Source organism: Pseudomonas sp. RGB (assembly GCF_007713445.1).
Lineage (GTDB): Bacteria > Pseudomonadota > Gammaproteobacteria > Pseudomonadales > Pseudomonadaceae > Aquipseudomonas.
On record NZ_VMSH01000030.1, the window covers coordinates 1 to 11,400 of the forward strand.

An 11,400-nucleotide genomic window follows, 5' to 3' on the forward strand; every position below is an offset into this window, starting at 1 on the left:
GTGAGGGCACACCGAGCCTAGGCGAGGTGCCGAGTGGTGGGGCAAGAGCCCTTTGCTTACTTTGGGCTTTTCCAAAGTGACCCGCCGTAAGGGCGCAACCCAAGGCGGCCATCACCCAAATACCGGCTATGCCCTCAGCGATGCTGAAACCTGGGCAGAGAAGCAATGCGTGACTTGGGCTCCTGCAACCGCGCCAGGTCCGTGGCAATCTGCGCCCGCCAGAAGTGCGCACCGGCCAGCTGTGCATCCACCCACGCCTGGCGCAGCAGCACCGTGGCCGTGTCCACCGACCCGTAGTTGCCCTGGCGCAGTGTCAGTTGGGCCTTGATCCGCAGCATCTGCGGCACAAACCAGCGCTCATGGCGGCCGATAGCCAATTGCAGCGTCTCCTCCAACACCTCCAGCGCGAGTTTTTCCAGGCCCAGGCGCGAAAACCCCAAAGCGTATTCACAACGAAACAGGCTGTAGAGCTGACCATCGCCCTGGCCCTGCAGGTGCTGCAGGGCTTGGCCTAGTTGCGGCACGCCTTCTTCCGGCGAGCCCTGGCGGATCAGCAGGATGCTCTCGAAACACAGGCGAAATTGCCGCCAGATATGCAAGTCCTGGCGGGTGGTGCTGTCCTGCAGCAGGCCCAGGTAATAACGCATTTTCGGCAGGTTGGACGCCAGCAGCGCCAGGGGGATCGCCCCCAGGCACAGGGTGTACCAGAGGGTCGCCGGGTGATCGAGTGACACCGCTTCATCGACGCAGGTGCCGATCAGCCGCAGGGCCGGGTCGACGTCGCCTTCCATCAGTTGCACCTTCGCCTTGAGGCAACGTGCGGCGATGCGCTGATCAAACAGCGCGTCGATGATGTGCGAGCGCGGGGCCGACGGTGAACCCAGGGCTTCGTCGATATTTTGTCGGGCGCCCGCCAGGTCGCCCATGTGAAACAGCACCACCGCCCGCATGCGTTTGCCCAGCAGTTGCTGGTTTCCGCTGTTGTTCAACGCGATGTAGCGCTCGGCCAACTCCAGCGCTTCGGCGTACTGGTTACACGCACAACGGTCACCCCAGAGCCCCCACAGCGCGCGAAGTTTGTGCTCGGCATCGCCGAGTTCGCGGCCGTCCTCGCGCACCTGGCGCCACGCTTCCCGCAACGGGCCGCCCGTGCCGTCGGTGAGCATCAGCGCGCTGGCCAGCGCGGTGTTCAGCAGCATGCGTTGGCGCGCCGGCAACGGGGTGCTGGCGTCGCTGGCCAGGCCCTGGTCAACCCAGCTGCGGCACTCACTGACCAGCGACAGGCGCAGCCATAACGGCACGCCGCCCAACGTCAGTTCAATCCCCAATGGCAGGTTGCCGGTCGTTGAGTAGGCCCAATCGAGTGCCGAGCGCACCGTGTTGATCTCGGGGCCATACAGCGCGACCCAGGTTTGCGGTGACAGGCCATCCAGGGTCTGCCCGGCTTCCTGCAACACCCCAAGGGCATAGCGCGCATGGCGTTCGGCAGTGGCGTTGGTTTCGCCCTGTTCGGCGAGCTTTTCCAGGGCGTAGGCGCGGGTGGTCTCCAGCAGGCGATAACGTTTGAGCAACTGCGATTCGCCGGCGAGCAGCAGTGACTTGTCCATCAGGCTTTCGAGCAAGGGCAGGGCATTGCGCGGGTCGAGGGCGCTGCTGGCAGTCATGGCCTTGACGGCATCAAGGGTGAAGGAGCCGGTGAAGACCGCCAATTGGCGCAGCATCGCCTGCTCGTCGCCGCTGAGCATCGAATAGGTCCAGTCCAGGGTCGCGCTCAGTGAGCGATGGCGGGCGAGGGCGGTGCGCCGGCCGGTCATTTGCAGGCGGAAGCTGCCGTCCAGCAGGCCGACCAGGTCCTGGATGCCAAAGGTGCGTACCCGCGCGGCCGCTATTTCGATGGCCAGCGCATTGCTGTCGAGCTTGCGGCAGATGGCGCTGACGGCCGCCACGTCGGCGTCGTTGAAAACAAAGTCGGGGTCGAGGGCGCGCACGCGTTCCACAAACAGGCGCACGCCGGACCATTTCAGGGCTTCGACGGCGCTGAGTGTCCTGTGTTCGTCGGGCACTTGCAGCGGCGCCAGGTCGTGCACGCGCTCGCCCTCGGCGCGCAGCGGCTCGCGGCTGGTGGTCAGCACGTAGCATTGAGGGGCACTGCGCAACAGGGTTTCCACGGCATCGGCGGTGGCCGGCAACACGTGTTCGCAGTTGTCCAGTACCAGCAACAGGCGGCGGTCGGCCAGGGTGGCGGCGATGCTGCGCAGCGGCTCGTCGCTGACGGTCTGGATGCCCAGGGCGCTGGCGAGCAGGCCGGTGACCCATTGCCCGCTGGTGGCCGGCGCCAGGTCGACGAAGCAGGTGTCCAGCTTGAGTTCGTTGGCTAATTGATGGGCCACGGCCATGGCGACGGTAGTCTTGCCGATGCCGCCAGGGCCGGTGATGGTCAAGAACCGCTGGGTCAGCACCTGGTCGGCAAGGCTGTCGACCAACTCATCGCGGCCAATCACCTCGCAGGACGGCGGCGCGACAGAGGGCTCATGGACGCGCGCGTGGGGCACCGGCAGATGGTCTTCGCCGGCCGCCTGCACGGTCACCGGCGCCACGAAGCGATAGCCGCGGCCCGGCACCGTGACGATATAGCTGAAGTTGCCATCGTCGCCCAAGGCTCGGCGCAGCGCGACGATCTGCGCGCGCAGGTTGCATTCCTCCACCACCACCTTGGGCCAGGCGAACGAGATCAGCTCGGCTTTCTCCAGCAGTTCGCCGGCGCGGGTGGCCAGGGCAATCAGCAAACACAGGGCGCGGCTGCCCAAGGTGACGGGCTCACCGTTTCGCAGCAATACGTGCTGGCGTGCGAGTAACAGGAAGGGGCCAAAACCAAGGGCGCTTTCGGCGCACGCCGGGGCTAGGGGTTCTGCGTCCATGAAGGACACTGCGTGGTTCTTGCTCGAGCTCATCAATTCGTCCTTTTTATAGTCAGGCTTGTTATTGGCGATCAGGCCATTCGCCCTTTTGGGTACAGATGTGCAGCAGCAGTCTTGGAAAGTTGATGTCGATCAAAAAGTCGAAAAGGTCGCCCTCCTTTGGGGCGTTGTCGTTTTTATTGGCGTGCCACGGATTGTGTTTCAGTTGATGAGACTGTCTCAAAGCTGAAACATTTTATTACCAGAAACAGGGATAAAGCAGAATGTATGCCAGTTGGCATGTAACAAAGATGACAACAACCGCATGAAATTTATGGTGATTTTTAGGGTCATCGAGGCCGCCTGAAGGGCTTCGTTCGGAAAGGCGAATATTTCTAATTGTGTCGTTCGGGATGCCGAATAATTCGGCGCACATCGGGCGGTTAATTATTCACTGTGTATCGCTGTGTATCCGCGCACCACCTTGATACACCGGCATGACGTTCTGTCGTGTTTGCGACACAGAGCGGATACATGCCTGGCGTTAACGCTGTTCACCAGCCGGCGCCGGCGGTCACGCACCGCGACGTTGAGGACGGTGTTCCCGCATAACCCCGACGTGTATGGCGGCGCCAGCTCACCTCGCGCTTGCGGCAGGTGCAGGCGTTGGAGCTTGACGCTTTGCTGCATGTGCAGGGCGACGGCCGTTTTGCCCGGTTGTGTGAGTTTTTGGTGGCGCGCCTGGGCGAGGAAGCGGGCGTGGTCCAGGCCGGTTGGTTGGGCGGTGAGTTGATAGTGGGGGCTGTGGCGAGTGAATAACCTGTGGCGAGCGGGCTTGCCCCGCGTTGGGCTGCGAAGCGGCCCCAAAGGCTGCCCACCGGGTTTGTCAGATACACCGCGGCGACTGGAGGGGGAGCGTACGCACTCCAACGCGGGGCAAGCCCGCTCGCCACGAGGTGAGCGGTGGCAAACATGAAAACTCTGACAGCCAGGCAATTGGCCACTGAAAAAATCCGCATCTGCCCGTACTCTAGGGGCCTTTGTTACCAGCGCCGGATTGTTCATGTCTTCTGTTGCCGATGGGTTGCCCTTCAATAAACGCCTGCCGGCCGTGATCGCTCTTTCTTTGGGGATCGGCATGGCGACCCTCGACACGGCCATCGTCAACACCGCGCTGCCCACATTGGCCGAAGGCATCGGCACCGACTCGGCCTCGGTGATCTGGGTGGTCAACGCCTACCAACTGGCGATTATCGCCACGGTGCTGCCATTCGCTTCGTTGAGTGATGTGTGGGGGCACCGTCGGGTATACCTCGGTGGGTTGCTGCTGTTTATTGTCTCGTCGCTGTTGTGCGGGCTGGCCGGGTCGTTGCTGACCCTGACGGCCGCGCGTGTGGCGCAAGGCCTGGGCGCGGCGGCGGTCATGAGCGTGAATACCGCATTGCTGCGGCATATCTACCCGGCAAAAATGCTCGGGCGCGGCCTTGGCTATAACTCGCTGGTGGTGGGGCTGGCGTTCACCCTCGGGCCGACTGCCGCATCGGCGATTCTGTCGGTGGCCAGCTGGCACTGGCTGTACCTGATCAACGTGCCGCTGGGCCTTTTGGCCCTTGTGCTGGGCCTGCGGTCATTGCCGACACTGCCCATGACCGGTCACGCGTTCGACCGCCTCGCCGCGCTGCTGTGTGCCGGGTTGTTCGCCTTGCTGGTGCTTGGCCTGGGCACGGCGGTGCACGGCGTTCAGGGCGCATTGACTCTGGGCCTGATCGCCGTGGCGCTGGTCTGCGGTGCGTTACTGTTACGCCGCCAGGCTGGGCACCCGGCGCCGATGCTGGCCCTGGATCTGTTCAAGCGCCCGGTGTTTGCGCTGTCTTCCCTTACGGCGATCTGTGCGTTCAGCGCTCAAGGCCTGGCCTTTGTGTCATTGCCGTTTCTGCTGCAGGCGGTGCTTGGTCATAGCCAGGTGGAAACCGGTTTTCTGATGACGCCGTGGCCGGCCGTTGTTGCGGTCATGGCCCTGGTCGCAGGGCGCCTGGCAGACCGCGTGTCGCTGGGCGTGTTGTGCGGCATCGGCCTGTTGCTGCTCAGTGCGGGGATGGCGGCGCTGGCCACCCTGGGCAGCGGCGCGTCGGCCTTTGATATCGGCTGGCGCATGGCGCTGTGCGGCGCCGGGTTTGGCTTTTTTCAATCGCCCAACCTCAAGGCGATCATGACCAGCGCACCCTTGGCCCGCAGCGGCGGGGCCAGCGGCATCGTGGCGATCTCGCGGCTGCTGGGGCAAACGCTGGGGGCGTCATTGGTGGCGTTGTGTTTTCACCTGTCCCTGGGCAGTGGCCCGCAATACGCGCTGTGGCTGGGGTGCGTGTTTGCGTTGGTGGGCAGTGTGGCCAGCGGTTTGCGTTTGTTGCCCTATGGGAAAAAGGCGTGATTGGGCGTTGTAAAGTCCGCCATGGGAAGGCTAACGTGGCGGCCTGAATATTTCAGGATGTTTCAGATTTATGTCCAGCCTGGCCCAACGCACTGCCGATACCACGTCCCGACGCGCCGCGCTGACCCTCGCGTTATGCCTGCCCAGCGACGTGTTGCTGTACTTGCTGTTGCCGATGGAGTCCCAGGCCTTTGGCATCACGCTGGCGCAGGCCGGGGTGTTGTTGGCAGCCAACCGCCTGGTGCGGATTTTTGGCTATCGGCATGTGCTCAATTTCTATGCGCGCAACGGTGACCGGCTGACGTGCATGATTGCTGCCGGGGCGGCGACGGTGTGCGCCCTGGGCAACTCGCTGCTGTCGGGGTTCGCTGCGCTGCTGGGCCTGCGGCTGATCTGGGGCCTGTGTTTTGCCGCGTTGAACCTGTCGACCCAAGTGTTGGCAACGTCCGAGCCCGCTGGCGCAGCCCGCCGCGCGGGGCGTTCACGCGCGATGATCGCCCTCGGCCCGATGCTGGCGCTGCCGCTGGGTGGCTGGTTGACCTTATGGGCCGGCCCACGTCCGATCTTTGTGATGCTTGCCGGCTGCTGCCTGGCGGGCTTGTGGGTGGCGCGTGGCTTGCCCACCGCCGGGCATGATTTGCACAGCACCGGGCGGCGCTTCAAGTGGCCCGACAGTGTGGCGACCTGGTCGTTTATCGAGGGCGTGGCGCTGGACGGGCTGTTTATTTTTGGCCTGTCGATCCAGGCACAAAAGATTCTCGGCGGCGATGCGGTGCTGATCGCCGGCGGCTTGATGGCCCTGCGGTATGCCTCGGAAATGCTCCTGAGCCCCCTGGGCGGCCGGGCGGCGCAGCGCTTTGGCGCCACGTCGATGCTGTTGCTGTTTTCATTCTTGAGTGCTCTGGCCCTGACGGCGTTCGGCAGTTATTGGGTGATCGTCGGCGCGGCGGCGGTATTGGTGCTGCGCGCGCTGCAACTGCCGCTGGTGACCACCCTGGTGGCCGAGCGCAACCCGGGCTCGATGCGCGTCTCGGCACTGGCCTCGAATGCGGTGTGGCGCGATGTCGGCGCGGGCCTCGGGCCGTTGCTGGCGGGCCTGTTGCTGCCGGTGGCGTCAGCGCCGTGGGTGTTCGGCCTGGCGGGCGCGGCCATCGCGGTGAGCGCGGTATTTTGCTGGCGCACCCAGGTTTCCAACTGACGCGGTGAGGGGGTGTGTCCCTTCAAGAAGACTTCGTACAGGTGCTGGGTGAACAGCGCATCGGCGTGCTGGCTTAGGCGCTTTTAAGGCTGTCCAGCCATGCGGGGTCCAGGCGTGTTTGCTCGGTGTTAATGCCCAGTGCCTGCATCTTCGCCTGGTGGGCGTCGATCTCGCCGAGCAATTGCGCCTGGGCACTGGAGTTGGCGTCCAGTGCATGCATCTGCGTAAGCCCCAAGTGGTAAAAACGCAGCAGCTTGATCGCCGTCGGGTCGTTGGCTTGCACGCCTTCGGTGACCTTGTGCATCACGTTGGTGACGCTCATCAAACTGCGCTTGAGCTGCCAGCCATACACCGCCGGCGCGAGCCAGGGCTGGGTCCAGAACGGCCCGCGCACCAACGCGACGGTGATCAGCACCCCGGCAAACACGCCGCCGACATTGAAGCGAAAGTTGTCACCGCCAGGTTCACCGAACAGCATGACCGCCAGGCTCGACAGCAGCATTGCCAGGGCCACGAACAGCACGGCAATGATCAGGGTGCTGCGGCGGGTCTGCTGGCGGAAGGTGGCGGGGTCGCAGGGTTTGAGCTCGAACATCCGGGTCTCGTCTCAAGAGGGGCGGGGTGGCATCTTCGCATGCTTTGCGCAATCAAGTTGAACGATGGCTTGCCGCGGTTTCTCTACATCTGTGTAGCCCCCGTGAGGTAAACCATCATGCCCGAATACAAACAGCCGCCGCCCGGCACCCCTGACCCTGATCGCACACCCGGTGAAGAGGAGCGCGACAACGATGCGTTACGCCCCAACGACCCGGCGCAGCGTCAGGACGACGATGTGGAACAGGTCGAGCAAGACCTCGAACACCTTCACGACAAAGCCCGCCCGCTTTAAAACAAGGAGATCGCCGTGAGTAATCCCCCGAAAGGCCCGCGTTCAGACGAGCATGGCAGTGGCAAGGACGAGCTGGGTTTTGACCCGGACTCCCCGGATGTAGCCGACCCGCAAGTCGACCCCATCGGCCCTGCGATCGCGCCGTTGGACAAGGAAAAACAGCCGAAAAAAAAGCCGCCCTATGATCCGCTGGGCGACTTGAAAACTAAGTAAAGAAACACAAAAAGCCCCGCCATTGCGGGGCTTTTGCTTATTTGGGCGGCACCCAGGTGACGTCGGTAATACCGAACTTTTCCGCCCAGGGCCGAGTGGTTTTTTTCACCTGTTCGTGACCCACACGCCCAATGCGGCTGACATGGGCGATGTCGGCATCCACCGCTGCCCAATGCCACGCCTCGGCGTTGTTCATCACCTCCGCGCGCACCACAAAGGACTTCGGTTGGCCGTGCAGTTGGTAATTAATGGTGTAGATTTTTGCGGTACTCATGTTGCCTCCCTGTCTTGTTATAGATGGATCGGTGAGTGTTCAAAAAGGTTCAGTCAAAATGACAAGTCGCACACTGGCCCTGCATAGTGAGCGCTTCGCCCCGCGCTCAAGGATCGCGCCATGCCCCGCTTGACTCATCGCCAGCTTTATCTGCAACGCCTGGGCTACGACACGCCGCCGCCGCCGACCCTGCAAACCCTGCAGCAATTGCAACTGCGCCATGTGTGCACGTTCGCCTTTGAAAGCCTGTCGACGTTGCTGCGCTGCCCGGTGCCGATCGACTTGCCGAGCATCGAGCAAAAGGTTCTGCTCGATGGGCGTGGCGGGTATTGCTTCGAGTTGAACCACTTGTTTCTCGCGCTCTTGCAGGATTTGGGTTTCGAGGCGCGCGGCCTCACCGGCTGGGTAGTGATGGGCGGGCCGGTAGATGCGCGCACCGGGCGCACCCATCGCCTGAGCCTGGTCACCCTGGAAGGCGTGCGCTATGTCACCGACGTCGGCTTCGGCGGCATGGTGCCAAGCAGCCCCTTGCAGCTGGACACCGAGGCGACCCAGGCCACCGCCCACGAACCCTATCGGCTGACGTGCAATGGCGCCGATTACACCCTGTGGGCCAAGGTGGGCGAGGAGTGGCGTGGCTTGTATGTGTTTGACCTGCAGGTGCAGGCGGATAGGGACTATGAAATCGGCAACTGGTACGTGTCGACGCACCCGGATTCGGTGTTTGTCGGCCAATTGAAAGCTGCGCTGCTCGCGCCGGGTAAACGCTACACATTGAATAACGCCCACTACGCGGTCCACTGCCTGGATCAGCCCAGTGAAAAGCGCGCAATCGAGAGCGTCGATGAGCTGCTGGCAGTGCTGCATGGCACCTTGGGCATTCGCCTGCCGGCGCATCCACTTCTTCGCGAGAGCCTTAATGGCCTAGTGATGGCGGCTTCCAAAGAAGCTTGAGATAGAGCCTGCGCTGAACCGTTTTTTCTCCAAATCGACGCAAATTAATTCGAACCTTTCGCGAAAGCCGAGGTTCGAAGCGATTCCTGAATAATTTGCTCACCAGACAAGGAGATGTAAAACGATGTCCAAGCTATTCGGAAAATTCCTCAAGGGCTCCTCGCTGTTGGCGCTGGTCGCTGCGCCTGCCGTGGTGTTCGCCGCTGCGCCGACGGGCCCGATTTCGGTTTTCGGTCTGCAGGGCAGCTACAACGACTTCAAACTCGAAGGCGGCAGCGACAGCGACAAGGACCACATGCCTGAAGCGGGCCTGTTCTACAACTTCGGCAACAAGCTCACCGCTGAATCCGGCTTTATCTACCAGGCCGGGATCGAAGCCAAGTACGGCGAAAAGAGCGACAACAAACTCAAGGAAGGCCAGGCTGACCTGGACCTCGGCTGGCGTGCCGCGCTCGACGCGCGCAACTTTGTCGACGTGATTGTGGGTGGCGGCTACAGCTGGACCCGCTACGAGCCGGACACCAATGACTACGACGTCAAGCTCACCAACAAGTCGCCGTTCGCCAAAGCTGCCCTGGGTTACAACCACCAGTTCGATGACATGACTCTGCGCGTCGAAGCCGGTGCCCGTCGTACCATCGACGGCCGTGCCAAGCTCAAGGTCGATGGCGTGGGCAGCGACACCGTGGACCTCAAGGACCGCACCAACCCTTACGCTGAAGTCAGCCTGCTGATGAACCAGAAAGGCGACCTGCCAGTGATGGCGGGCCTGTACTACACCCGTACCGAATACAAACTTGACGACGACTCCTATGTCGCCGACAACACCAAGCTCAAGCGTGACGAGTACGGTTTCAAGGTCGGTATCGCGTTCTAAGCGAACCACTGGATGCGGGGTGGCCAACGCCCCGCATTCGATTGCCCCACCAAGCCCCCTTTGTGTCCGTCAAAACCCTCAACGCCGTGGCGTTGCTGCCTTAGTGTGCAAGCAACTTCCACAGCCTAAGAAGAGAGGGTGGCCATGCGCTGCGTTGCTTTATTGCTGGCCGTCCTCGGCCTGCTCACCGCCTGTAACGACACGCCCAAACATCCCCCCGAACGCGCCACTGCGGCCCACGCAGAGTGAGTATGTGCTGTTGCATTTTGGGGATCTGCTGGCGGTGCGCGGCGCAAAGAAAGTTGAGACCTGGCCTGTTTATGGCTGACTCGAGGGGCAGGCTTGCGCTGAGTGCCGGTGCGTTGCTGCCCTCGGACAGGCACTCAAGCGCTCCCGACTGACGGCTATTGTCAGAGATTTCCTACAAGAGTACAAATGTACTCCATGACGACCCTGACCCCCCGCCGCACTGCCATCCTGACCTTCATCCGCGACCGTATCGCGCAGCAAGGCCAGCCCCCCAGCCTCGCCGAGATCGCCGAGGCGTTCGGTTTTGCCTCCCGCAGCGTTGCGCGCAAGCACGTGGTGGCCCTCACGGAAGCCGGTTACATCGAGGTCAACCCTAACCAGGCCCGGGGCATCCGCCTGCTCAACCAGCCGGCACGCCCCGAATGGCTGGATGTGCCCGTGCTCGGCCGCGTCGCCGCCGGTTTGCCGATTGGCGCCGACGCCGAAGTGCACAACCGCCTGCAACTGGACCCCGCCACCTTTGCGAAAACCCCGGATTACCTGTTGCGGGTGCAGGGCGACTCGATGATCGAAGACGGCATTCTCGACGGCGACCTGGTCGGCGTACGTCGCAGCGCCGAAGCCTTGAACGGCCAGATTGTGGTGGCGCGTCTGGACGGCGAGGTCACCATCAAACGCTTCGAGCGCCATGGCGAGCATGTGCGCCTGCTGCCGCGTAACCCCGCGTATCAACCCATCGAGGTAGGCCCCGATCAGGACCTGGCCATCGAAGGGGTGTTCTGCGGCCTGGTGAGGCAAGGCTGATGGGCGCCGTCGTTGCTCTGGACTCGCTGTTCAATGGCGGCCGAGTCTGGAAGGGCCGGCCGGTTGCGCCGCCGGCCAGCGTGCACCCCACCGGGCTGGCGGCGCTGGACGCGGTGCTGCCCAGCGGCGGCTGGCCGGAGGCGGCCCTGAGCGAAATCCTGATGGCCAAGGAAGGGGTCGGCGAGTTGCAATTGGTGTTGCCGACCCTGGCGCGGTTATCAACGGCAGGGGAGCGCATCGTGCTGGTCGCGCCGCCTTACACGCCGTACCCGCACGCTTGGCAGAACGCCGGGGTGGATTTGCGCCAGCTTTCGGTGATCCAGGCCGAGGAGCTCGATACCTTGTGGGCCGTCGAACAATGCCTGCGTTCCGGCAGTTGCGGCGCCGTGCTGTGCTGGCCGCGCAAGGCCGATGACCGCGCCTTGCGCCGTTTGCAGGTGGCGGCCGAAACCGGGCAGACCCTGGCGTTTGCCTGGCGCTCTTTACACGAGGCAATCAATGCCTCGCCCGCCGCCTTGCGCCTGGCCGTTGAGGCAAAACCTGCGCAAGTGCGGGTGCTCAAGTGCCGGGGCGGGCTGGCCCATCCGGCGCCGATTGCGCTGGCGGGGCACTGAGGT

The 11,400-nt window shown here is 63.2% G+C and carries 12 protein-coding genes; 9 read left to right on the forward strand and 3 right to left on the reverse strand.

Features of this window, described 5'->3' with window-relative positions:
• Window positions 1-134: 134 nt before the first annotated feature.
• Complete coding sequence (locus tag FPT15_RS28965) at window positions 135-2,951, reverse strand: winged helix-turn-helix domain-containing protein (protein WP_178119766.1); 2,817 nt, start codon at window positions 2,949-2,951, stop codon at window positions 135-137.
• 612 nt (window positions 2,952-3,563) lie between these two features.
• Here FPT15_RS28965 and FPT15_RS28975 point away from each other — a divergent pair.
• From FPT15_RS28975 to FPT15_RS28985, 3 genes are all read left to right on the forward strand, one after another.
• Window positions 3,564-3,716 carry a hypothetical protein gene (locus FPT15_RS28975; RefSeq protein WP_256676536.1) on the forward strand — a complete coding sequence of 51 codons (153 nt, stop codon included), beginning with the start codon at window positions 3,564-3,566 and terminating at the stop codon, window positions 3,714-3,716.
• Between the two features lie 244 nt (window positions 3,717-3,960).
• The gene (locus FPT15_RS28980) at window positions 3,961-5,325 is read left to right on the forward strand and encodes an MFS transporter (RefSeq protein WP_145166131.1); all 1,365 of its coding nucleotides are present in this window, start codon (window positions 3,961-3,963) and stop codon (window positions 5,323-5,325) included.
• Between the two features lie 70 nt (window positions 5,326-5,395).
• On the forward strand, window positions 5,396-6,523 hold the full coding sequence (locus FPT15_RS28985; RefSeq protein WP_106579913.1) for an MFS transporter: 1,128 nt from the start codon (window positions 5,396-5,398) through the stop codon (window positions 6,521-6,523).
• 73 nt (window positions 6,524-6,596) lie between these two features.
• Here the strand turns inward: FPT15_RS28985 and FPT15_RS28990 are convergent, their stop codons facing one another.
• The gene (locus FPT15_RS28990) at window positions 6,597-7,118 is read right to left on the reverse strand and encodes a DUF3087 domain-containing protein (protein ID WP_145166132.1); all 522 of its coding nucleotides are present in this window, start codon (window positions 7,116-7,118) and stop codon (window positions 6,597-6,599) included.
• 117 nt (window positions 7,119-7,235) lie between these two features.
• On the opposite strand from FPT15_RS28990, the gene FPT15_RS29905 reads away from it, so the two are divergent.
• Together FPT15_RS29905 and FPT15_RS28995 are read left to right on the forward strand one after the other, a co-directional pair.
• On the forward strand, window positions 7,236-7,412 hold the full coding sequence (locus FPT15_RS29905) for a hypothetical protein (RefSeq protein ID WP_178119767.1): 177 nt from the start codon (window positions 7,236-7,238) through the stop codon (window positions 7,410-7,412).
• 15 nt (window positions 7,413-7,427) lie between these two features.
• A complete protein-coding gene (locus tag FPT15_RS28995; RefSeq protein WP_145166133.1) occupies window positions 7,428-7,625 on the forward strand; it encodes a DUF6021 family protein in 198 nt (65 codons plus the stop codon).
• Between the two features lie 37 nt (window positions 7,626-7,662).
• On the opposite strand, the gene FPT15_RS29000 is transcribed toward FPT15_RS28995, so the two are convergent.
• Entirely contained in the window at window positions 7,663-7,899 is a 237-nt protein-coding gene (locus FPT15_RS29000; RefSeq protein WP_106579910.1) for a DUF6555 family protein, read from the reverse strand.
• A gap of 120 nt (window positions 7,900-8,019) precedes the next feature.
• Between FPT15_RS29000 and FPT15_RS29005 the strand changes: the two genes are divergently transcribed.
• From FPT15_RS29005 to imuA, 4 genes are all read left to right on the forward strand, one after another.
• Window positions 8,020-8,853, forward strand: coding sequence for an arylamine N-acetyltransferase (locus FPT15_RS29005; RefSeq protein WP_145166134.1), 834 nt, complete (start codon window positions 8,020-8,022; stop codon window positions 8,851-8,853).
• 124 nt (window positions 8,854-8,977) lie between these two features.
• Entirely contained in the window at window positions 8,978-9,730 is a 753-nt protein-coding gene (locus FPT15_RS29010; RefSeq protein ID WP_145166135.1) for an outer membrane beta-barrel protein, read from the forward strand.
• A gap of 435 nt (window positions 9,731-10,165) precedes the next feature.
• On the forward strand, window positions 10,166-10,783 hold the full coding sequence (lexA, locus tag FPT15_RS29020) for a transcriptional repressor LexA (protein ID WP_106579904.1): 618 nt from the start codon (window positions 10,166-10,168) through the stop codon (window positions 10,781-10,783).
• Window positions 10,783-11,397, forward strand: coding sequence for a translesion DNA synthesis-associated protein ImuA (gene imuA, locus FPT15_RS29025; protein WP_145166136.1), 615 nt, complete (start codon window positions 10,783-10,785; stop codon window positions 11,395-11,397). The genes lexA and imuA overlap by 1 nt, the downstream gene beginning before the upstream one ends.
• Window positions 11,398-11,400 lie beyond the last annotated feature (3 nt).